The following is a 21,732-nucleotide window of genomic DNA, read 5'->3' as shown; positions in this document are numbered from 1 at the left end:
TCAGGTCAGCGAGGTCACCCAAAGGATCATCGCATCCTCGGGGCTGGTGCTGACGACGTTGTGGCCCATGGTGGCATCGTAATAGGCACTGTCGCCGCGCCGCATCTCGATCGGTTCGTAGAACTCGGTGTAGAGGGTGATCACGCCCGTCAACACGTATAAAAACTCTTCGCCGTCATGGCGCACCCAGCCGTCGAATTCGTCCATGCTGCGCGCCCGGACCCGCGCGCGATAGGGCAGCATCTGCTTTTTCACCAGCGTTTCGGCCAGCAATTCGTGCTCATAGGTGGCCGTGGCCTGATGGTTGCCCTGCCCCTGCTTGGTCACAGACATGCGCCCGTTCACCCGTTCGGCCTGTGGCGGGGTGAACAGCTGCGGCACAGAAATCTGCAAGCCAACGGCCAGCTTTTTCAGCGCGTCATAGGTGGGCGACATCTGACCGTTCTCGATCTTGGACAGGGTTGACCGGGCAATGCCCGCCTGTTTCGCCGCCTGTTCCAGCGTCCAGTCGCGCGCCTTGCGCAGATCACGCACCCGCGCCCCCAGGTCGAGAGGCTGCGCATGCATCTCCTCGCCGCTGGTGCGGGCGATTTCTATCAGCGATCTGGGGCTTTTTCCGGTCATGGCCATTTCTATAAGCTGCGCCCCAACGCCTTGCAACGGCGCTGCGGGCGGGCTACCGATTTGCCATGCTGTCCATCTTTGCCCAAGGGGTGCACCCCCGCTGCCCCGCCCCGTTCAACATGGCCGATCACGTCCTGCGCGCAGGTGCCGCGCGACCGGATCACCTGGCGCTGAGCATCCTGCAGTCGGATCGTTCCGACGACTGGACCTATGCCGCGCTGATCGACGCCGTGCGCGGCACGGCAACGGGGCTGTTGCAGCATGCACAGGCCGGACAGATGGTCCTGATGCGGCTGGGCAATACCGTGGATTTCCCGATTGCCTACCTGGGGGCCATCTGGGCCGGTCTGGTGCCGATCCCGACCTCGGCGGCGCTGACCGAGCCCGAGGTCGCGGCCATCTTGAGCGAGCTGCCGGTTGCCGCGATCCTGCGCGATCCGGCGGTCGCCTGTCCTGATGATGCCCGCTGTATCCCGCTGGACGCGCTGCAAGCGATGCGCGGGCTGGCACCGGCAGATGCGGCGATGGGCGATCCCGACCGGATGGCCTATGTGATCTACACCTCTGGCACATCCGGCAAACCCCGCGCCGTGGCCCATGCCCACCGCGCGATCTGGGCGCGCGGCATGATGCACCAGGGCTGGTACGGGCTGCGCGCCAATGACCGCCTGTGCCACGCGGGGGCGTTCAACTGGACCTATACGCTGGGAACTGGACTCATGGACCCCTGGACGCTTGGCGCGACCGCGCTGATCCCGGCACCGGGCACACCCGCCGCCGAGTTGCCCGACCTGCTGGCCCGCCACCGCGCCACCATCTTTGCCGCCGCCCCCGGTGTCTACCGCCAGATGCTGAAAGGGCGCGATACCCTGCCCCTGCCCGCCCTGCGCCACGGGCTGAGCGCGGGGGAAAAACTGCCCGACCGCATCCGCGACGCATGGACCGCGGCCACCGGGACGCCGGTCTACGAGGCTTACGGCATGTCCGAATGCTCCACCTTCATCTCTGCCAGCCCGACCAACCCGGCCACCCACGGCGCGTCCGGCCGGCCGCAACCGGGCCGCCATATCGCCATCGTCGACGACACCGGCACGCCACAACCCATCGGCCAGCCGGGCATCATCGCCGTCCACCGCAGCGACCCGGGCCTGATGCTGGAATATATCGGCGCGCCGGACGAAACCGCGCAGAAATTCGCAGGTGACTGGTTCCTGACCGGAGACGAGGCGCAGATGGACGCCGATTATCAGGTCACCTATCTGGGCCGCGCCGACGATATGATGAACGCAGGCGGCTACCGCGTGTCACCCATCGAGGTGGAACAGGCGCTGTTGTCGCACGACGGCATCACCGCTGTCGCCGCCACCGACGTGCTGGTCAAGGCCGACACTCGCGTGATCGCCGCCTTTTACACCGGCCCCGCAGCACTGGACGAAACCGAACTGAAAGCCTGGGCCGAACCGCGTCTGGCGCAATACAAACGTCCGCGCCTCTTTGTCCATGTCGACGCCCTGCCCACGGGCGCCAACAACAAGATCCTGCGCCGCCAGTTGCGCGCGGCCTTTGACGCAGGCCAGATCACAGCCACGTAAGCGGGGGTGCATCCACCCAAAAACCCCGCTATGTGACCCCAAACAACCAAGGTGACCCCGATGCCCGCAACCACGATCAAGCTTGATATCATGTCCGATCCGATCTGCCCGTGGTGCTATATCGGCAAATCCTACCTGGACCGTGCGCTGGAACAGAACCCGGATCATCCCTTTGTCATCGAATGGCATCCCTTTCAGCTGAACCCCGACATGCCCGCCGAAGGCATGGACCGCCGCGCCTATCTCGAAGCCAAGTTCGGCGGCAAGGAAGGTGCGGTCAAAGCCTATGCGCCGGTGGTCGAACACGCGCAAAAGGCCGGCCTGAAAATCGACTTTGAAGCGATGAAGCGCACGCCCAACACCCTGAACGCCCACCGGCTGATCCACTGGGCCGGCATCGAAGGCCGCCAGACTGCCGCAGTGTCTGCCCTGTTCAAGGCCTATTTCGTCGAAGGCCGCGACATTGGCGACACCGACACGCTGGCCGATATTGCCGACGGGATCGAACTGGACGCTGCCGTCATCCGCCGTTTGCTGGACACCGACGCGGACCAACAGCAGATCATCGACCGCGACGCGCACAGCCGCAAGATGGGCATCACGTCGGTCCCCACATTCATCGTTGCAGGCAAACATGCGGTTCCCGGCGCACAGCCCCCCGACCTGTGGTCAAAAGTTATCGCGGAGCTGAACGAGCAAGAAAGCAACAGCTAAGCCCTGTTGCCTGCCTTAATCTTAACAAAATTGTAGCAAAACCGCTCAACCTGCCGTAACCTGTCAACAATGAGGGGCAAAAGCCCCCATTTCTAATAATAAAAATAACCTATTGAGCGGGTGACATGGCAGAACAACAGGTATCGCCCTCGGAGGCGCGCAGCCTGCGCATATCCGAAATCCGGATGATCGCACTGGCCGAGATTGCAACAAAATCCACAGGTCTGGACCATTGGTCCTATTACATCGAATTGAACGAACTGAAGCGCCGCCCGCTGTCCATCGAGTGGCTCGAGGGCGTGATCATGCTGGCCGTCATTGGCCGCATCCGCCCGGCCCGCGTGTTCGGCTGGCTGAACAAGCTGCGCGACAGGCGCGAAAAGGCCGGGCAACTGGACGCCTTCGAGGCATTTGACGCCCGTCTGCGCAGTTATCTTTACCCCGAAACGCTGACCAACCACGGCTATGACCGCCAGACCTTTGCCGATCTGGACCACGACAGTGTCTGGGCACAGGTCGAAAGCCACCTCGGCGCGCTGCGCGACGAAGGCTACGAGGTGTTCCTGAACTCGGGCACCCTGCTGGGCGTGGTCCGCGACGAAAAGCTGATCGCACATGACGACGACATCGACCTTGCCGTGATCCTGAAAGCAGGCACCGAGGAGGAGGCCGCGCAGGAATGGCGCGACCTCAAGGGCCGCCTGCAAGAATTGGCCTTGTTTGACGAGGACAACCACAATCAGGCCGCGATCTACAAACTGACCCCAGCGGGCCAGACCCAGATCGACCTGTTCCCCGCATGGGTGCAAGGCGGCAAGGTCTTTGTCTATCCGCACACCCACGGCGAACTGGCGCTGGAAGACGTGCTGCCGCTGCGCAAATGTGCGGTGACCGGCAATGCCCTGCCCGCCGTGCCCGAAAAGATGCTGACGCTGAACTATGGCGCAGGTTGGGACACGCCCGACCCGCTGTTCAAATTCCCATGGGCCGCTGCGAACGACCGCTTTGCCCCCTTCCTTGAAAGGCTGGCCAAATGATCCGTCCTGTGACCACCGTCCTGACCTATGGCACGTTTGACCTGTTTCACCACGGCCACGTGCGCCTGTTGCAGCGCCTGTCGCAACTGGGTGACGAGTTGATCGTTGGCTGTTCCACCGATGCATTCAACGCGGTCAAAGGCAAGCGCTGCGTGATGCCCTATGGCCAGCGCCGCGAGATACTGGAAGCCTGCCGCTATGTCGCCCGGGTGATCCCCGAAGACAGCTGGGCGCAAAAGCGATCGGATATCGTGAATTACAACGTGTCGATCTTTGCCATGGGCGATGACTGGGCCGGCCATTTCGACGATCTGGGCGATCTCACGCGGGTGATTTACCTGCCGCGCACCCAGGATGTGTCCACAACCGAGTTGAAAGAACGCATACAGCAACGGGTCAGCGCCGCCTGACACGTCCCGTCACGGGCCTTTGCCCGGCATTGTGATCCTGAAAACACTGGGTTAAACCCCTGCGTGTATGACGCCGTTGCGCGCCACTTCAGGAGCCAACCGCCCATGACCACACAAGAATCCCCAACCATCGGCCGCGTCGAATTCATCGCGCTGATGGGCATGATGTTCGCGACAATCGCCTTTTCCATCGATGCGATGCTGCCCGCCCTGCCGCAAATCGCCGACGACCTGACAGGTGGCGATGCCGCTCAGGCGGCGCTGATCCTGACCGTGTTCCTGATGGGCATGGGGCTGGGCACGTTCTTCACCGGCCCCCTGTCCGACGCGTTGGGGCGCAAGCCCGTGGTCTATGCCGGTGCGGCCCTCTACATCGTCTCCGCCGCGGTGGGCTGGTACGAAGACAGCTTTGTGCCAGTGCTGATCGCGCGGTTCTTTCAGGGGCTGGGGGCCGCGGGTCCGCGCGTCGTGGCGCTGGCGATCATCCGCGACCTTTACGAAGGGCGTGGCATGGCGCGGATCATGTCCATCGTGATGATGATCTTTACGCTGGTGCCCGCCTTTGCCCCCGCCATTGGGGCCGTGATCATGGGCTTTACCGGATGGCGCGGCATTTTCGGGGCTTTCGTGGTGTTCTCGGTCGTTTCCGTCGGCTGGCTGGGCCTGCGGCTGCCGGAAACCCTGCCCCGCGAAGCGCGCCGTCCGCTGCGCCTGCACCTGATGCGCGACGCGGTGATCGAGATGTTCCGCCACCCCACCGTGCGCCTGTCGATCATCGTGCAAACCCTGATCGTGGCGATGCTGTTCAGCACGCTGATGCTGATCCAGCCGATCTATGCCGATGTCTACGGGCGCGGCGACAGCTTTCCGTTCTGGTTTGGACTGGTGGCGCTGGTGTCGGGGCTGGCCAGCCTGACCAATGCGCTGGTGGTGGTGCGGCTGGGGATGCGCCGTCTGGTGACCTGGGCGCTGGCCACCCAAGTCGTGCTGGCGGGGGCGATGCTGGTGTTGACCACCGCGCATCTGCCGGGCGAGTTCTACCTGTTCCTGCTGTGGCAGTTGTCGCTGTTCTGCACCGCCAGCTTTGCCATCGGCAACCTGAACGCCATCGCAATGGACCCGATGGGCCATATCGCGGGCATGGCCGCATCGGTGATCGGTGCGTTTTCCACGCTGGCCGCCGCCGCCATCGCATCGCCCGTTGCCCTGTTCTACGACGGCACGGCACAGCCACTGGCGATTGCCGCGCTGCTGTTCGTGGCCGTGGGGTTTGTGCTGATGCTGTGGATGGGCCGGATCGAACGGGTTCAGGCGCGGGTCTAGGCTTTGGCCTTGGCCTTTTTCTTCTCGCCCACAACCTTTTCCGCCAGATCACGGGCAATGGCAAAGGCACCCTTGATCTTGTCCGCGTCCGACTTCCAGTCGCGGCGCACCACGATCTTGTTGTCCTTGACCTTGGCCAGCCCGCGCTGGTCCTGAATAAAGGTCACCAGCCCCTCGGGCGACGCGAACTTGTCGTTGTGGAACTGGATCACGGCCCCTTTCGGCCCGCCGTCCAGCTTGGAGATGCCCGCGCGTTTGCACATTGCTTTGATGCGCACGACCAGCATCAGGGTGTTGACCTCACGCGGGAGCGTGCCGAACCGGTCGATCAACTCGGCAGCAAAGCCTTCCAGCTCGACCTTGGTGCTCAGACCGCTGAGACGGCGATAGAGACCCAGACGCACGTCCAGATCCGGTACATAATCCTCGGGAATAAGTACAGGAACGCCCAGGTTGATCTGTGGCGCCCATTGCTCGTCGGCCTCGCTCAGACCTTCCAGCTCGCCCGCCTTGATCTTGGCAATCGCCTCTTCCAGCATCGACTGGTACAACTCGAACCCCACATCGCGCATCTGGCCCGACTGTTCCTCGCCCAGCAGGTTGCCCGCACCGCGAATATCCAGATCCTGGCTGGCCAGCGTGAACCCCGCGCCCAACGTATCAAGGCTGCCCAACACCCGCAGGCGTTTCTCGGCCACCGCCGTCAGCTTGGCGCGCGGTTTGGTCGTGAGGTACGCATAGGCGCGGGTTTTCGACCGCCCCACCCGTCCGCGAATTTGATAGAGCTGCGCCAGCCCGAACATATCGGCGCGGTGCACCACCATCGTGTTGGCGGTGGGAATATCCAGCCCGGATTCGACAATCGTGGTGGCCAGAAGAATGTCGAACTTGCCGTCGTAAAAGGTATTCATCCGGTCATCCAGCTCGCCCGCCGCCATCTGGCCATGTGCGACGACATAGGTCAGCTCGGGCAGTTGCGCCTTCAGGAACTCTTCGATTTCCGGCAGGTCCGACAGGCGCGGCACCACATAGAACGACTGCCCGCCGCGATAATGTTCGCGCAGCAGGGCCTCGCGGATGGTCACCGTGTCAAATTCGCTGACATAGGTGCGGATCGCCAGACGGTCGACAGGTGGCGTGCCGATGATCGACAGATCGCGCACCCCCGTCAGCGACAGTTGCAGCGTGCGCGGAATCGGTGTGGCGGTCAGCGTCAACACATGCACGTCCGAGCGCATCTGCTTCAGCCGTTCCTTGTGGCCGACGCCAAAGTGTTGTTCTTCATCAATAATCAGCAGGCCCAGGTCCTTGAACCGCGTGTTCTTGGCCAACAGCGCATGGGTGCCGATCACGATATCCGCCGTGCCGCGCGACATCGCCTCGCGGGTGTCGGATGCCTCTTTGGCGCTGACGAACCGGCTGAGCGTGCGCACCTCGATGGGGAAGCCGCGGAAGCGTTCCGAGAAGCTTTTGTAATGCTGCCGCGCCAGCAGGGTCGTGGGCGCAATCACCGCCACCTGCACGCCCGCCATCGCCGCGACAAAGGCCGCGCGCATCGCCACCTCGGTCTTGCCAAAGCCGACGTCGCCCACCACCAGCCGGTCCATCGGCGCACCGCTGGTCAGATCCTGGATCACGTCGCCGATGGCCTTGAGCTGGTCGTCCGTTTCCTCGTAAGGGAACCGCGCGCTGAACGCGTCCCACATGCCCGGCGGTGGCTCCAGCACCGGCGCACGGCGCAGGGCGCGTTCGGCAGCAATGCGGATCAGCTTGTCAGCCATCTCGCGAATGCGCTCTTTCAGCTTGGCCTTTTTCGACTGCCACGCGCCGCCGCCCAGACGGTCCAGCAGTCCCTCGTCATGACCGTATTTCGACAGCAGTTCGATGTTCTCGACCGGCAGATACAGCTTTGAATTCTCGGCATATTCCAGCAGCAGGCATTCGTGTGCGGCCCCGGCGGCGGTGATCACCTCCATGCCGTGATAGCGGCCAATGCCGTGATCCACATGCACGATCAGATCGCCGGGCGTCAGGCTGGTGGCCTCGGTCAGGAAATTGTCGGCACGGCGCTTGCGCTTGGGCTGGCGGATCAGCCGGTCGCCCAGCACGTCCTGTTCCGAAATCACCGTCAGATGCTTGTCGCCCACCGGCCCTTCGAACCCGTGTTCCAGCGCCCAAACCACCAGATGCAGCCCGCGTTTGCCAATGCGCGTGGCGTCGGTGATCGGGATGGTCTCGGCCAGCCCCTCGTCCTCGATCAGCCCGCTCAGCCGTTCACGCGCGCCGGCGGAATAGCTGGCGACCACCACGGGACCATCTGCAAGCTTTGCCTTAATATGTGCCGCCAAAGCACCGAAAAGGCTGATACTTTCCTGTTGCCGCTCGGGCGAGAAATTGCGCCCGATGCGCCCGCCTGCATCCACCACGCCCAGGCCGGTGGATTGCGCCAGCGCCCGGAACTGCACCACGCGGCGTCCTTTTACCGCGGCCTCCCACGCGGCATCGTCCAGGTACAGCCCTTGCGGCGGTGCCGGTTTATAGACCGTATCCATCTTGGACCGGTTCAGCATGGCCAGCCTGCGGGTCTCGTATTGGTCGGCAATCGTGTCCCAGCGCGCCAGCCGCGTTGGCGTCACCTGATCGTCCAGCGTGATCGCGGCATTGGGCAGGTAATCAAACAGCGTTTCCAGATGGTCGTGAAAGAACGACAGCCAGTGTTCAGCGCCCTGATGCTTGCGGCCTGCGCTGATCGCCTCGTACAGCGGATCGTCGGTGCCGGCAGCACCGAATTCCAGCCGGTAGTTCTGGCGAAACCGCGTGACGGCCGCCTCGTCCAATATCACCTCGGACACCGGGGCGAGTTCGATCACGTCCAGCTTTTCCGTGGTCCGCTGGGTCGCCGGATCAAACCGGCGCGCGCCGTCCAGGACATCGCCGAACAGGTCCAGCCGCACCGGCCCCAGATCGCCGGGCGGATAAATGTCGATGATCCCGCCGCGCACCGCGTAATCGCCGGGTTCCGTCACCGTGGGCGACTGCACGAACCCCATGCGCACCAGGAACCCGCGCAACGCGGCATCGTCAATCCGGTCACCGACCCGCGCCGCGAACGCGGCCTCGCGCAGCACCGACCGCGCAGGCAGCTTTTGCGTGACGGCGTTCAGCGTGGTCAGCAGGACAAACTTGTCCGGCATCCCATGGGCAAGTGCCGCCAGCGTCGCCATGCGCTGTGCCGAGATGTCGGCGTTCGGCGACACGCGGTCATAGGGCAGACAGTCCCAGGCAGGAAACACCACGACCGGCACATCCGGCGCAAAGAACCGCAGCGCATCGCGCATCGCGACCAACCGCTTGTCATCGCGTGCCACGTGGCACACGGGCACACCCCGGTCCAGTTCGGCCAATATGCGGGTGGCGTCGAACCCTTCGGGCGCGCCGGATACGGTGATATGTGCAGGATCAGTCATAGGCGGGTTTCATGTGGGGCAGAGCGGTGCGCTGTCAACTGCCCAACGCCCCGATGGCCAGATTCTGGTACATGCCCCACATCGCGGTGACAAAGATCGACAACATGCCGATCGCCTGCGTGTAAGTGCGGTGGCGGGTCAGGCGCCGGCGCAGACCTTCACCGCTGAGTTCGTCACGTTCGATCAACCGCGCGGTGGACAGGTTCAAGGCCCCGACCAGGGACATGGGAAAGGCCAGCAGGAACACGGCCTGCGCAAATTCGATATCATAGACCCAGCCCAGCAGCACCAGCGTCGTCAGCACGAAACAGACCATGCCCAGCAACCACAGCCCCGACAGCCGCGCGATATACAAGAACCTGTTCACGTTGATGCGCACCAGGTCTTCGAGATCCTGCTCGATCTGCCCGCCCGTCTTGCGCGCGCGCGCCACCATGTCGAAGGGCACCCCCAGCACCCAGTGGCTGGCCGTGGACCACATGACCGCAAGGACAATCCAGAACCAGAGGTTGGAGAATGACCGCATGTCGATCAGTTCGAAAATCGTTTGATGCCAGTTCAACGCCAATGCCTTTTGCGTGGGGTTTGTCCCTCTTACCGCTGCAATGCGCCAATTCCTACCCTTGCACGGTGCAATTTTACATGGCACCCAAGAATGACTTTGAAAAAGGCTATACCATGCGCCCAACGCTTGCTCCCTACCCCGCCACCCGCCTGCGCCGCACCCGCGCCACGCCGCAAATCCGCGCATTGGTGCGCCAGAACACGCTGTCGGTGGATGATTTCATCTGGCCGGTCTTCGTGCGCTCGGGCGAAGGGGTCATGGAACCCGTGCCGTCCATGCCCGGTGTCTATCGCCGTTCGGTCGACAAGGTGGTCGAGGCCGCGCGCGAGGCTGCCGACCTGGGGATCAAGGCGATCTGCCTGTTTCCCTATACCGGCATCGAGGACCGCACCGAGGATTGCACCGGCGCATGGGACCCCGAGAATAACGTCAACCGCGCCATCCGGGCGATCAAGGATGCCGTGCCGGACATTGCGATCATGACCGATGTGGCGCTGGACACCTATAACATCAACGGCCACGACGGCTTTGTCGAGAATGGCGAGATCGTCAACGACCGCTCGGTTGCAGCCCTGGTCAAGATGGCGCTGGCGCAGGCCGATGCGGGTGCCGATATCATCGGGCCATCCGACATGATGGACGGACGCATCGGCGCGATGCGCACCGCATTCGAGGCCGCAGGCCATCACAATGTGATGATCCTCAGCTATGCCGCCAAATACGCTAGCGCCTTTTACGGCCCCTTCCGCGATGCGGTGGGCGCATCGGCGGCGCTGACCGGCGACAAGAAAACCTATCAGATGGACCCCGGCAACGCGGATGAGGCCATGCGGCTGATCGAGCGTGATCTGGCCGAAGGGGCGGATATGGTCATGGTCAAGCCCGGCATGCCCTACCTGGACATCTGCCGCCGCGCCCGCGACACCTTTGGCGCGCCGACCTTTGCCTATCAGGTCTCGGGCGAATTCTCGATGATCCAGGCCGCGGCGCAAAACGGCTGGATCGACGGCGAGAAAGCGATGATGGAAAGCCTGACCGCCTTTAAACGCGCGGGCTGTGACGGCATTCTGACCTATTTCGCACCCGCCGCCGCGCGGTTGCTGGCCAAGGGTTAGATCCCTTCATCTTACCAAGTAAACTCCGGGGGGCGCAGGGGGCAGCGCCCCCGCATCCGCGCGCATACGTCAAAAGACTGGCATACCCCCGCCCATGGACGCCTTCGTGGGTGACAGGTGGCAAACTTGCGCCTATAGTTTCGGCCAAGACCGGACAACCGGCAGCAGAGCAACAATCACAGGCGGTTCTCAATGACCCATTCCTCCCTTTCACGTCGGGCCTTTGCCCTGGGTGCACTTTCCTCCACGGCGGCCCTTGCGGCTTGCGGCAATGGCGTCGGCGGGCGTGGCTCTGCCATGATCGACGCGCGCGTCGATGCGACACTGGCCGAAATGTACCGACTGTATCCCAACACCCAATCGCTCGCGCAAAAGGCGAACGGCATGCTGGTCATGCCGCTCGTGACCGAAGCTGGCCTTGGACTGGGCGGCGCCTACGGGCGCGGCGCACTGCGGGTCAACGACGTGACGGTGGATTATTATTCCGTGACCAAAGCTTCGGGCGGCCTGCAAATCGGTGCGCAGCAATATGCGCATGTTCTGTTCTTCATGACCGAACAGGCGCTGACCGATTTCCGCCGTTCACCCGGTTGGGCCGCAGGTGCGGATCTGGAATACGTCATTTCGGATCAGGGCGACAGCCTGAACGCCGATACCACCACCGTGCTGGCTCCTGTTGTGGCCGCCGTGTTTGGCCGCGCCGGCCTGCGCCTCGGCGCGACGCTGGAAGGCACCAAATACTCGCGCATCATTCCCTGACGCGCAAATTCTGCCAAGCCTATGAACGCGTACCAAACACCCGCTTCCGGCGGGTGTTTTGCCGTGTCGGTCAGGCGGCCTGGCCCGGCATCAGCCGGTTGGTCCGGTCCTCGATCGCGCCGACGCTGGTTTCGATGGCGTCGATCACCTCGCTCAGCTGGCGTTCCGCGCGGTGCAGACGCCCCACGATCTCGTTCAGCCCGTCCACGTTCTTGGCGTATTTCGACTGTTCGATCTTGCACATGACCCGGCTCATCTCCAGCCCCGACATCACCCGACGCATGTCCGTCGACATGCCACGATAGACCGCAGCCGCGCCCATCACCTTTGACACCGAGGCATTTTCGCGGATCTGGCATTCGGTGCTGAGTGCGGCCAGCCGTTTGGCTTCGGCATCGCTGTCCAGTCCGGCCACTGGCGGATTGTTGCTAAACTGTGCGGCCATTTCCTGTGTCAGAAGCCTGACAGCGGCGTTGAACCGCGCCATCACCGTATGGGAAACACCGTCTTCCACCGCCGTTCGGAAACGCCGCAGGATATCCCCCAACGACTGCGCCATGAGCTGGTGATTGTTCGAAATCACGCTGATCGGTCCGTTTGCCCCTTCCAGGCTGCGGGCCTGAATACTCAGGTTGTTGGGAATCAATGCCGTGCTGTGGAAAATCGTATCGACCATATCGCCGTAGCGGTGCATTTTTTCCACCGCCTCGGCCAGTTCGCACATGGACTGAAGACAGTGATCCACCCGCCGCTGCAACCCCGCGCCCCGCGCGGCGATCTCTGCGGCCAGTGCCGTGCTCATAAACGATGGGTAATCAGCATGGCCCATTTCCCGCAATTTTTGCAGCAACAGGTCCGCTGACTGTTCGGGCGTGGCGCGGCCTGCCTGTTCTTCGGTCCGCAGGGCGGCATAAAGGTCGTGGATCTGCGCGAATATTTCACTGCCAGGTTTCAGCCGCATCGACAGGTAGCCATCGTCCAGCGGCAAAACCACGGCAAAGACCCAGTAATGCGTGTGATCGGTCGCAAGGTTCTTGACGTAGCCGGCAAAGGGCCGTCCCGCCGCAAGTTCCTGCCACATCAGGTGAAACACACCCGCCGGCATATCGGGATGGCGCACGATCTTGTGTGGCGCCCCGTCCAGAGCGGACCATTCATAGCCCGAAACATGGACAAAAACGCTGTTCGCGGCCTGAATCACCCCGCGCAGATCAGTCCGCGAGAAAAACAGGTCTTCTGATTTGAAACGGTCGGTCTCGCGGGTGGGATGGTCGTTGGACAAGGGGCAACCTCAAAATAGGATGTGTGCCCCAAGCCTAGCTGTGCAAAGTTTCCGGTTGGTTAAACACGCCGGTCAAATCGGCCCTGGCAGCAACGCCAAGGCCGAGACAGTTCAGCCCATCGCGCGCAGGCGCTTGATCAGGCTGGATGTGTCCCAACGTCCGCCGCCCAGCTTTTGCACGTCCTTGTAGAACTGATCGACCAGCGCCGTCACCGGCAGCGACGCGCCGTTTTCATTTGCGGTATCCAGGCAGATGCCCAGATCCTTGCGCATCCAGTCCACCGCAAAGCCGTGGTCGAACTTGTCGTCCAGCATGGTTTCATAGCGGTTGGACATCTGCCACGATCCGGCGGCCCCCTGGCTGATCACTTCGACCACCGCGCGCCCGTCAAGGCCCGCTTTTTCGGCGAAATGCAGCGCCTCTGACAGGCCCTGGACCAGACCGGCAATGGCAATCTGGTTGCACATCTTGGTCTTCTGCCCCGCGCCGCTTTCACCCAGGCGGCGGCACGTCTTGGCGTATACTTCCATGATCGGCAGCGCGCGGTCAAAGGCACCCTGGTCACCGCCACACATGATCGACAGCACACCGTTCTCGGCCCCTGCCTGTCCGCCCGACACCGGCGCATCGACAAAGCTGATCTGCGCCGCATCGGCGGCGGCATAAAGCTCGGCGGTCACCTGCGCCGAAACGGTGGTGTGATCGACAAAGATCGCGCCGCTGGTCATCCCCTTGAACGCGCCATCGTCGCCCAGGCAGACCGACCGCAGGTCGTCGTCATTGCCCACACAGGACATCACGAATTCGGCACCTTTGGCTGCTTCGAACGACGTTTTGGCCATCTTGCCGCCGTGATCCTCGACCCAGTCCTGCGCCTTGGAGGTGGTGCGGTTATAGACGGTTACGTCGTGACCCGCCTTTTGCAGGTGCCCCGCCATCGGCGCGCCCATGACGCCCAACCCCAGAAATGCCAGCTTTGCCATTCGTTCTTCCTTTTACGTCGGTATTGCCTATCGCTTGCGCCTTTCCTAACAGTCAGGCACATCGGGTCAACTGTGCAAGCAAAGTGAGAGTGCGTCTATGGCTGTCGTATTTCAGTGGCTGGTCCGTCTGACCGCCGGGCTGATCGTGCTGGCCGTGCTGGGCGTGGGGATGATCTATTATCTCGCCTCGCGGTCACTGCCCAAATATGACGCGACGCTGCAGGTCGAAGGCATCGGCGCCCCGGCGGAAATCGTGCGTGACAATGCCAACGTGCCCCACATCCTTGCACAGTCGGATGCCGATGCGTTCTTTGCGCTGGGGTTTGTCCATGCGCAGGACCGCCTGTGGCAGATGATGATGCTGCGCCGCACGGCACAGGGACGGCTGTCCGAGGTGTTCGGCGTCAAGACCGTCGAAACCGACAGCTTTATCCGGCGTCTGGATATTTACCGTCTGGCCGTGCAATCGGTCGCCGCGCAATCGCCGCAGACGCTGACCGCGCTTGAGGCCTATTCCGCAGGCGTCAATGCCCGCATCGCCCAGATCAACCAAGAGGCGTTGGGGCGTGGTGCGCCGGAATTCTTCATATTTCCCATGGCACTGGCCCCATGGCAACCGGCTGACAGCATCGCGGTTGGCAAGCTGATGGCCTTGCAATTGTCGGGCCAGCTGGACGCCGAAGTCATGCGCGCCCGCATGTCGCTCGCCCTGCCCGATCCGGACCGGCTGGTGGATATCCTGCCCGATGCTCCCGGCTCTGGTGTGGCGGCATTGCCTGAATATGCCGCGCTTGTGCCGGACGTGCCGCGCTATGCCGCCGTGGAGCCGCAGACCATCAACCCGCTGTCCCCCTTTGGGCCCGAAGCCTTTGCCGGCGCGTCCAACGCCTGGGCCGCCGCGCCCTCGCGCTCGGCCTCGGGCGGGACCCTGCTGGCCAATGATCCGCACCTGGGGTTCAGCGCGCCCGGCATCTGGTATCTGGCCCATCTCGATCTGGCGGCGGGCGGTGTGATCGGGGCGACGATACCCGGAATACCCGCAGTGCTGACAGGTCGGTCCGACAGCCTGGGCTGGGGGCTGACAACCGCCTATGTCGACGATCAGGATCTGTTCATCGAAGAGCTGAACCCCGACAATCCCACACAGTACCGCACCCCCGACGGCTGGAAAGAGTTCGAGACCCGCAAGTCCATCATCACCATCAAGGACGCGGACCCGATCACGCTGACCCTGCGCTGGACCGACAACGGCCCCGTGCTGCCCGGCCGGTTCAAGAACATCGGGGCGGTGACGCCGCCGGGTCATGTGGCGGCCCTGAGCTGGACCGCGCTGTCGCCCAATGACACCTCGCTGAGCGGGGCCATCGGGCTGATGTCGTCGCAGGATGTGGCCCAGGCGATCAATGCTTCCGAGTTGTTCGTGGCGCCCGCACAGAACCTGACACTGGCCGATCTGGACACCATCGCCATGAAAACCGTCGGCGCCGTGCCGCGCCGCGATCCCAACCACCAGTCCAAGGGGCGGATGCCGTCGTTTGGCTACCTGCCTGAGAACCGTTGGCAGGGGGTGATGTCCTTTGCCTCGAACCCCGGTTTCGTCGCGCCCCTGGGTGGCATTCTGGGCAACACCAACAACAAGACGGTCGAACGCCCCTTTCCCAACCACGTCAGCTATCGCTGGGGCGACACACAGCGGGTGCAACGCTGGCAGCGGCTGATGCAGGCGCGACAGGTCCACACCCGCGACAGCTTTATCGAGGCGCAACTGGATACGGTCAGCGCCACCGCACGTACGCTGCTGCCGCTGATCGGGGCCGAACTGTGGTTCACCGGCGAGGCCGCCCCCGACGGCACTGCCGAACGCCAGCGCCAGCGCGCGCTGACCCTACTGGCGGACTGGAACGGCGAGATGAACGAACACCTGCCCGAGCCGCTGATCTATGCCGCGTGGCTGCGTGCGCTGCAGGACCGCATGCTGCGCGACGACATCGGCCCGCTGGCAAACGAGCTGACCCATGTCGAGCCGCTGTTCATCGAACGTGCCTTCCGCGACGTGGACGGGGCCTCTGTCTGGTGCGACGTGCGCCAAAGCGCGCCGGTCGAGACCTGCCCCGACATGGCCCGCATGGCGCTGGACGATGCGCTGATCTGGATCGGCGAGACCTATGGCACGCAACTGGAGTCCCTGCGCTGGGGCGATGCACACCAGGCCATCCAGGACCACCCGGTGCTGGGCGATGTGCCGGTGCTGCGCTATTTCGTGAACATCCGTCAAAGCACCTCGGGCGGCGACAATACCCTGCAGCGCGGGCTGACGCGGGGCGGTGCGGGCGCGAATGCCTTTGAGAACGTGCACGGGGCCGGTTACCGCGGGGTCTATGACTTTGCCGATCCCGACAGTTCGGTCTTTATCGAATCCACCGGCCAGTCGGGCCATTTCCTGTCACGGCATTACGACGACATGGCGCAACTGTGGCGGCGCGGCGAGTATATCCCGATGTCACTGGATCAGGGGCTGGCGCGGGCGGCGTCGGTAGGCATCACCAAACTGGAACCGGCCACGCAATGACAACCATCCTGTTCAACAAACCCTTTGGCGTGCTGCCGCAGTTCACCGACCGGGGCAGCCCGACGACACGCCCCACCCTGTCCGACTACATCGACGTGCCTGGCGTCTATCCCGCCGGACGGCTGGACCGGGACAGCGAGGGGCTGATGGTGCTGACCTCGGACGGCGCCCTGCAAGCGCGCATCGCGCACCCGAAGTTCAAGAAGCCCAAGACCTACTGGGTGCAGGTCGAAGGCACCCCCACCGAGGCGCATATGGCGCAGTTGCGGGCCGGTCTGACCCTGAAAGACGGCCCGACCCTGCCCGCCCAGGCGCGGCTGATCGACGAACCCGCAGGGTTGTGGCCGCGCACGCCCCCCATCCGCGTGCGCAAGACCGTGCCCGATGGCTGGATCGAGCTGACCCTGACCGAAGGCCGCAACCGCCAGGTGCGCCGGATGACCGCCCATGTGGGCCTGCCCACCCTGCGGCTGGTGCGTGTCAGCATTGGCGATTGGACGCTTGAGGGTCTGGACAGCGGCATGTGGCGCGCAATCGAGGTTTGACGGGTTGCACGGGGGCGTTGCCCGTTACGAAAATAAGCGGGGGCACTGCCCCCGCGCCCCCGGGATATTTAAAGCCAAAAGAAAGCGGGATCAGACCTGTTCGAACTGTGCGCGCTGTTTCGGGGTCCAGCGGACGGTGACGGCAAACCCGTCTTCGTCCTGCACTTCGTCCACGGCCACGCCTTCGGAGAAGAGCCAGGCGCGTTTCTTGCCTTGGGCAAAGCTCAGGCGCAGAACCTCTTCGCTGACACGGCCCTGAAGCGCTTCGGAAATGATCGACATGAAACTTTCCACGCCAGTGCCATGCAGCGCCGAAATCGCGATGATGTCCTGATCGCGCGCGGCGCGGGCCTGGGCGGCCTCTGCCTCGGCTTGCGCAAGCAGGTCGATCTTGTTCCAGATCTCGAACATCGGGCGTTCGTTGCCCACCCCCAGCGTGGTCAGGATCTCGCGCACGTCGGCAGCCTGATCCTCGGTCTCGGGGTGCGAGATGTCGCGCACGTGGCAGATGATGTCGGCGGCCAGAACCTCTTCGAGCGTGGCGCGGAAGGCGGCGACCAGTTCCGTGGGCAGGTCCGAGATGAAACCCACCGTGTCCGACAGGATGATCTCGGGACCGTTGTCCAGTTCCACGCGGCGCATGGTCGGGTCGAGCGTGGCAAAGAGCATATCTTCGGCCATCACGTTCGCACCGGTCAGACGGTTGAACAGCGTCGATTTGCCCGCGTTGGTATAGCCCACAAGCGCCACGATCGGGAACGGCACCTTGGCCCGCGCGGCGCGGTGCAGGGTGCGGGTTTTCACCACCTTGTCCAACTGGCGACGCAGGCGCACCAGTTGCAGGTCGATCGCACGGCGGTCCGCCTCGATCTGGGTCTCACCCGGACCACCGACAAAGCCCAACCCGCCACGCTGGCGCTCCAGGTGGGTCCAGGCGCGCACAAGGCGGGTGCGTTGATAGTTCAGGGCCGCCATTTCGACCTGCAACACGCCCTCTCGGGTGGCGGCGCGGTCGCTGAAAATTTCGAGGATCAGGCCGGTGCGGTCCAACAGCTTGACCCCCCATGCCTTTTCAAGGTTGCGCTGTTGCACAGGCGTGACGGGGCCATCAACCAGTACCAGCTCGATCTCTTCCGCCTCGAACCGGGCGCGCAGCTCTTCGATCTTGCCTTTGCCGAACAACATGCCCGCGTGCACCTTGGGCAGCGGCACGATCTGACTGCCCACCACTTCAAGGTGCCGCAACGCGTGGGCCAAAGACACGGCTTCGGCCAGCGCCAGTTCAGCGCCGCGCCGGTTTCGGTCGGATTTTATGTCTGGGTGCAGCACAAAGGCCCGCGTGAAACGGGGCCCTTCGCTTTCGTCCACCTGAAACGGAGGTTTGCTCAAGAGGCGTCTTCGCCCTCATACAAGCTGATCGGCTGGCTCGGCATGATTGTCGAAATCGCGTGTTTGTACACCAGTTGCGATTGACCATCGCGGCGCAGCAGCACGCAGAAGTTGTCAAACCATGTGATGACGCCTTGCAACTTTACACCATTGATCAGGAAAATGGTCACGGGCACCTTGGTTTTGCGCACGTGGTTCAGGAAGGCATCCTGCAAATTCTGTCTGTCCGAAGCCATGTCGGTTCTTACCTTTTTTCTTGTCGTCGGCTTGCGGACCAAGCCATCCCTCATTGCGGGCGAGTATGAAGGCCAAGTTCCCGAGTTTCCAGCCCAAAAACAGAGACACCCCACACAGCGCGATTGACATTGTCTACCACTGCGTCAACCGCGCCACAGGTCCGGGGTCAAAAGGGCGATGATTGCCAAAGTTTCAAGCCGTCCCAGCACCATCGCAGCGGCAAAAACCGACTTTGCCCCCGTCCCCAGCTCCTGAAGTCGGATCGGTGCGTCCCCTGCCCAGTCCAGCAACGGACCCGTTGTCGACAGTGCCGCAACCGCCATGGTCAGCGAAGACTCGAAATCCACGCCCAGACTGCCCAGCACCAGCGTGACAAAGGTCAGGCTGATTGCGAACAGCATGAAGAAAATCCAGGCGATAAAGGCGCCGCCCTTGAGCACGCGCCGGCCCAGCGACGTGCCGCCGCCGACCGAATGCGGGTGCACCAGCTTTTCCATTTCGCGCAGGCCCGCCTGATAAAGCGCAAAGACCCGCAACAGCTTGACCCCGCCCGCGGTGGTGGCCACGCCGCCGCCAATCATGGCCAGCCCCATCAGGATCATGCCCGGTGTCGCCAGACCCGACCAGTTCTGAGAGGTTTCCCAATGGGCGCTCGCAAAGCCGGTGGTGGTCAGAAAGGACAGCACCGTGAACACGCTGCCCCACAGCGCAACACCCGCCGCAATCAGGCGGTTCTGTTCGCCGATGTCGATGGCGCCGAGGAAATGCCGCAGGAACAGGATCAGCGGCACGCCCAGGACAAGGGCGATGCCGATGCGAAATTCGGGGTCATGGCGCAAACCGCCACTTTCCGATGTCACCGTGTCCGTCGAAAAGGTCATACGCGACAACGCGAACAGCATGAACAGCGCCATGACCATCTCACCGCTGATGCCCGCCTCCGAGCCGGAAATGCCGCCCACCGGAGATATGCCGGACGTGGCCATGATCGACATCGCGTGGCACAGCGCCACCAGCGACCGGTCGCCACCAAAGATCAGCAGAACCCACAACAGCAACGTCAGCCCGATATAGATCGGCACCAGCGTCTTGGACACTTTGACCAGCCGCGCGCGGCCTTCGGGGTGGTGATGGCGCATGTTGCGTTCGTCAAAGCGGCCCGGCTCGGCGCGGGCAGTTACCTCGAACCCGCCAAGGTTCAGCGGTGCAAGGATGGCGCTGGCAGCAATCCACATCAGCAATCCGCCCATCCAGCCGACCTGGGCGCGCCACAAATGCAGGCTGTCGTTCAGCCGGCCCGGCGTGTCGAACAACGTGGCCCCTGTCGTGGTGAACGAGCTGATCATCTCGATATAGGCGTTCAGAAACGACGTGGTGCCCAACCCTTCGTGAAAGGGCACGGCCAGAAACAGCGGCAAAAAGGCAAAGGCGGAAAAGAGGCTCATCAACGGTCCAAGCGTTCCGTGACGCGGTGCGCGGCCTGCGTGGGCCAGCGCGATCAGACCGAAAACCACGATGCCCAAAGTGGCCGAGTACAAAAACGCCCGCGCCGTGGCCAGTTCGCGGATAACCCCGCCGTGAATCGCAGGCACCAGCATCGACACCGATGCCGCGCCGAACATCAGCAGGAACAGCGGCAACTGCAACACGCGATCCTGAAGGTTGGGCGGGCGTATCATCTTAGAAAAAGTCGATGGACACTTGCATCAGCCGTTCGACCTCGGGGACATCCTTGGCCAGGCTGAAAATCGCGATCGTGTCGCCTTCGTCGATGCGGGTGGACGACAGCGGGCGGATCACTTCGCCGCCCTTGCGCAAGGCCCCGACCAGCACGCCTTCGGGAAACTCGATCTCGCCGATCTTGCGACCGGCCAGAGGCGAGGTCGACAGCACTTCGGCCTCGATCACCTCGGCCTCGGCGTCCCCGATGGAATAGACCGAGCGCACGCGCCCGTGGCGGATGTGACGCAGGATCGAGGACACCGTGGTGGCGCGCGGGTTGATATAGGCGTCGATCCCCAAGGGGCCCATCATCGGGACCAGCGTGGGATCGTTGATCAGCGCGATGGCATAGGGACAACCTTCGCTCTTGGCGCGCACGGCGGCCAGCATGTTGGTCTTGTCATCATCCGTCACCGCCAGCATCGCATCGGCGCGCGACACGCCGGCCTCGTGCAGCAGGGCCACGTCCAGACCGTCACCGTTCAGCACGATCGTACGTTCCAGCGCCTCGGCGGCGCGTTCGGCGATCCTGCGATTCTTTTCGACGATCTTCACTCGCACGCGGCTGGTGCGTTTCTCCAGCTCGGATGCCACCGCCAGACCGACATTGCCGCCGCCCACCAGGACGATACGTTCCTGTTTGGACAGCTTCTTGCCAAAGATCTCCATCGTGCGCGGCACGTCGTCGACATGGGCAAAGACATAGCAATCGTCGCCCACGAAAAGCTGGTCCTTGGCCTCGGGCGTAAACAGCGTACCGTCGCGGCGCACGCCGACCACCACCGCACGCAGGGTCGAGAACAGGTCGGTCAGCTGCCGCAGGGGCGTGTTCACCACCGGGCATTCTTCCTCGATGGTGATGCCCAGAAGGTGCGCCTTGCCGTCCATGAACCGTTCGGTGTCAAAAGCGGCCGTGGTGTGCAGCCGTTGCAGGGCTGCGGCCGCGACCTCGCGTTCGGGGCTGATCACCACGTCGATGGGCATGTGATCGCGCCGGTAGAGATCGGAATAGATCGCATCCAGATAGGATTGGGACCGCAGGCGGGCGATCTTGCGGTTGATGCCAAAGACCGAATGCGCCACTTGGCAGGTGACCATGTTCACCTCGTCCGAATGGGTGGCGGCGATGATCATGTCGGCGTCGCGCGCACCGGCCCGGTCCAGAATGTTGGGATAGCTGGCATAGCCCGCAACCCCCTGAACATCCAGAGAATCGGTGGCGCGGCGCACCAGGTCGGGGTCACTGTCGACCACGGTGACATCGTTGCGTTCATTCGAAAGGTGACGTGCGATCTGCCAGCCGACCTGGCCCGCGCCGCAAATGATGACCTTCATGCGTTCCTTGCCCCTTTGGCAACCGCAACCACAGTGATCGGAAACATCTGCATGACAGATGGC

18 protein-coding genes are annotated in these 21,732 nt (G+C 63.3%); 9 read left to right on the top strand and 9 right to left on the bottom strand.

Annotated features, from left to right (window positions below; genetic code table 11):
• A complete protein-coding gene (locus BUC08_RS17240; protein WP_037928932.1) occupies positions 1-624 on the bottom strand; it encodes a helix-turn-helix domain-containing protein in 624 nt (207 codons plus the stop codon).
• Positions 625-689: 65 nt separating this feature from the next.
• On the opposite strand from BUC08_RS17240, the gene BUC08_RS17235 reads away from it, so the two are divergent.
• From BUC08_RS17235 to BUC08_RS17215, 5 genes are all read left to right on the top strand, one after another.
• Positions 690-2,216 carry a class I adenylate-forming enzyme family protein gene (locus tag BUC08_RS17235; protein WP_037928694.1) on the top strand — a complete coding sequence of 509 codons (1,527 nt, stop codon included), beginning with the start codon at positions 690-692 and terminating at the stop codon, positions 2,214-2,216.
• A 60-nt stretch (positions 2,217-2,276) separates the two neighbouring features.
• Complete coding sequence (locus BUC08_RS17230; protein WP_037928697.1) at positions 2,277-2,930, top strand: DsbA family oxidoreductase; 654 nt, start codon at positions 2,277-2,279, stop codon at positions 2,928-2,930.
• A gap of 125 nt (positions 2,931-3,055) precedes the next feature.
• The gene (locus BUC08_RS17225) at positions 3,056-3,967 is read left to right on the top strand and encodes a LicD family protein (protein ID WP_037928701.1); all 912 of its coding nucleotides are present in this window, start codon (positions 3,056-3,058) and stop codon (positions 3,965-3,967) included.
• Positions 3,964-4,377 (top strand): adenylyltransferase/cytidyltransferase family protein, encoded by a 414-nt coding sequence (locus tag BUC08_RS17220; protein WP_051694570.1) that lies wholly within the window; start codon positions 3,964-3,966, stop codon positions 4,375-4,377. Before BUC08_RS17225 ends, BUC08_RS17220 begins: the two co-directional genes overlap by 4 nt.
• Positions 4,378-4,482: 105 nt before the next feature.
• Positions 4,483-5,700, top strand: a complete 1,218-nt coding sequence (locus tag BUC08_RS17215; protein ID WP_037928704.1) for a multidrug effflux MFS transporter — start codon at positions 4,483-4,485, stop codon at positions 5,698-5,700.
• On the opposite strand, the gene mfd is transcribed toward BUC08_RS17215, so the two are convergent.
• Both mfd and BUC08_RS17205 read right to left on the bottom strand, forming a co-directional pair.
• On the bottom strand, positions 5,697-9,167 hold the full coding sequence (gene mfd, locus BUC08_RS17210) for a transcription-repair coupling factor (RefSeq protein WP_037928708.1): 3,471 nt from the start codon (positions 9,165-9,167) through the stop codon (positions 5,697-5,699). The genes BUC08_RS17215 and mfd overlap by 4 nt on opposite strands.
• Positions 9,168-9,201: 34 nt before the next feature.
• Positions 9,202-9,729, bottom strand: a complete 528-nt coding sequence (locus BUC08_RS17205) for a hypothetical protein (protein WP_037928711.1) — start codon at positions 9,727-9,729, stop codon at positions 9,202-9,204.
• Positions 9,730-9,845: 116 nt separating this feature from the next.
• Between BUC08_RS17205 and hemB the strand changes: the two genes are divergently transcribed.
• Entirely contained in the window at positions 9,846-10,847 is a 1,002-nt protein-coding gene (hemB, locus tag BUC08_RS17200) for a porphobilinogen synthase (RefSeq protein ID WP_037928941.1), read from the top strand.
• A gap of 192 nt (positions 10,848-11,039) precedes the next feature.
• Positions 11,040-11,606 carry a lipid-binding SYLF domain-containing protein gene (locus tag BUC08_RS17195; protein WP_037928712.1) on the top strand — a complete coding sequence of 189 codons (567 nt, stop codon included), beginning with the start codon at positions 11,040-11,042 and terminating at the stop codon, positions 11,604-11,606.
• A gap of 70 nt (positions 11,607-11,676) precedes the next feature.
• Here BUC08_RS17195 and BUC08_RS17190 read toward each other — a convergent pair whose 3' ends face one another.
• Together BUC08_RS17190 and BUC08_RS17185 are read right to left on the bottom strand one after the other, a co-directional pair.
• On the bottom strand, positions 11,677-12,888 hold the full coding sequence (locus BUC08_RS17190) for a PAS domain-containing protein (RefSeq protein ID WP_051694571.1): 1,212 nt from the start codon (positions 12,886-12,888) through the stop codon (positions 11,677-11,679).
• Positions 12,889-12,999: 111 nt separating this feature from the next.
• Positions 13,000-13,872, bottom strand: a complete 873-nt coding sequence (locus BUC08_RS17185; RefSeq protein ID WP_037928717.1) for an NAD(P)-dependent oxidoreductase — start codon at positions 13,870-13,872, stop codon at positions 13,000-13,002.
• A gap of 97 nt (positions 13,873-13,969) precedes the next feature.
• Here BUC08_RS17185 and BUC08_RS17180 point away from each other — a divergent pair, with 97 nt between their 5' ends.
• Together BUC08_RS17180 and BUC08_RS17175 are read left to right on the top strand one after the other, a co-directional pair.
• Positions 13,970-16,441, top strand: coding sequence for a penicillin acylase family protein (locus tag BUC08_RS17180; protein WP_037928720.1), 2,472 nt, complete (start codon positions 13,970-13,972; stop codon positions 16,439-16,441).
• Positions 16,438-16,986, top strand: a complete 549-nt coding sequence (locus BUC08_RS17175) for an rRNA large subunit pseudouridine synthase E (protein ID WP_037928722.1) — start codon at positions 16,438-16,440, stop codon at positions 16,984-16,986. The genes BUC08_RS17180 and BUC08_RS17175 overlap by 4 nt, the downstream gene beginning before the upstream one ends.
• Positions 16,987-17,076: 90 nt before the next feature.
• Here the strand turns inward: BUC08_RS17175 and hflX are convergent, their stop codons facing one another.
• From hflX to trkA, 4 genes are all read right to left on the bottom strand, one after another.
• Positions 17,077-18,375: a GTPase HflX gene (hflX, locus tag BUC08_RS17170; RefSeq protein ID WP_037928725.1), complete on the bottom strand. Its 1,299-nt coding sequence runs from the start codon at positions 18,373-18,375 to the stop codon at positions 17,077-17,079.
• Positions 18,372-18,611, bottom strand: coding sequence for an RNA chaperone Hfq (gene hfq, locus BUC08_RS17165; protein WP_007119530.1), 240 nt, complete (start codon positions 18,609-18,611; stop codon positions 18,372-18,374). Before hfq ends, hflX begins: the two co-directional genes overlap by 4 nt.
• A gap of 144 nt (positions 18,612-18,755) precedes the next feature.
• Positions 18,756-20,291, bottom strand: coding sequence for a TrkH family potassium uptake protein (locus tag BUC08_RS17160; RefSeq protein WP_037928728.1), 1,536 nt, complete (start codon positions 20,289-20,291; stop codon positions 18,756-18,758).
• 1 nt (position 20,292) lies between these two features.
• Positions 20,293-21,669: a Trk system potassium transporter TrkA gene (gene trkA, locus BUC08_RS17155; RefSeq protein ID WP_037928731.1), complete on the bottom strand. Its 1,377-nt coding sequence runs from the start codon at positions 21,667-21,669 to the stop codon at positions 20,293-20,295.
• Between the last annotated feature and the right edge of the window lie 63 nt (positions 21,670-21,732).

This window comes from Pseudosulfitobacter pseudonitzschiae (assembly GCF_900129395.1).
In the GTDB taxonomy this organism is placed as follows: domain Bacteria; phylum Pseudomonadota; class Alphaproteobacteria; order Rhodobacterales; family Rhodobacteraceae; genus Pseudosulfitobacter; species Pseudosulfitobacter pseudonitzschiae.
The sequence above is the reverse complement of the archived record's forward strand: the minus strand, read 5'-3'. Positions and strand labels throughout refer to the sequence as shown.

What these genes read in the sequence shown, in the direction of transcription:
- BUC08_RS17230 (WP_037928697.1), top strand. Translation starts at nt 2,277, where the DNA reads ATGCCCGCAACCACGATCAAGCTTGATATCATGTCCGATCCGATCTGC.
- BUC08_RS17185 (WP_037928717.1), bottom strand. Translation starts at nt 13,872, where the DNA reads ATGGCAAAGCTGGCATTTCTGGGGTTGGGCGTCATGGGCGCGCCGATG.
- BUC08_RS17225 (WP_037928701.1), top strand. Translation starts at nt 3,056, where the DNA reads ATGGCAGAACAACAGGTATCGCCCTCGGAGGCGCGCAGCCTGCGCATA.
- BUC08_RS17220 (WP_051694570.1), top strand. Translation starts at nt 3,964, where the DNA reads ATGATCCGTCCTGTGACCACCGTCCTGACCTATGGCACGTTTGACCTG.
- hfq (WP_007119530.1), bottom strand. Translation starts at nt 18,611, where the DNA reads ATGGCTTCGGACAGACAGAATTTGCAGGATGCCTTCCTGAACCACGTG.
- trkA (WP_037928731.1), bottom strand. Translation starts at nt 21,669, where the DNA reads ATGAAGGTCATCATTTGCGGCGCGGGCCAGGTCGGCTGGCAGATCGCA.
- mfd (WP_037928708.1), bottom strand. Translation starts at nt 9,167, where the DNA reads ATGACTGATCCTGCACATATCACCGTATCCGGCGCGCCCGAAGGGTTC.
- BUC08_RS17240 (WP_037928932.1), bottom strand. Translation starts at nt 624, where the DNA reads ATGACCGGAAAAAGCCCCAGATCGCTGATAGAAATCGCCCGCACCAGC.
- BUC08_RS17175 (WP_037928722.1), top strand. Translation starts at nt 16,438, where the DNA reads ATGACAACCATCCTGTTCAACAAACCCTTTGGCGTGCTGCCGCAGTTC.
- BUC08_RS17215 (WP_037928704.1), top strand. Translation starts at nt 4,483, where the DNA reads ATGACCACACAAGAATCCCCAACCATCGGCCGCGTCGAATTCATCGCG.
- BUC08_RS17235 (WP_037928694.1), top strand. Translation starts at nt 690, where the DNA reads ATGCTGTCCATCTTTGCCCAAGGGGTGCACCCCCGCTGCCCCGCCCCG.
- BUC08_RS17195 (WP_037928712.1), top strand. Translation starts at nt 11,040, where the DNA reads ATGACCCATTCCTCCCTTTCACGTCGGGCCTTTGCCCTGGGTGCACTT.
- hemB (WP_037928941.1), top strand. Translation starts at nt 9,846, where the DNA reads ATGCGCCCAACGCTTGCTCCCTACCCCGCCACCCGCCTGCGCCGCACC.
- BUC08_RS17180 (WP_037928720.1), top strand. Translation starts at nt 13,970, where the DNA reads ATGGCTGTCGTATTTCAGTGGCTGGTCCGTCTGACCGCCGGGCTGATC.
- BUC08_RS17160 (WP_037928728.1), bottom strand. Translation starts at nt 20,291, where the DNA reads ATGATACGCCCGCCCAACCTTCAGGATCGCGTGTTGCAGTTGCCGCTG.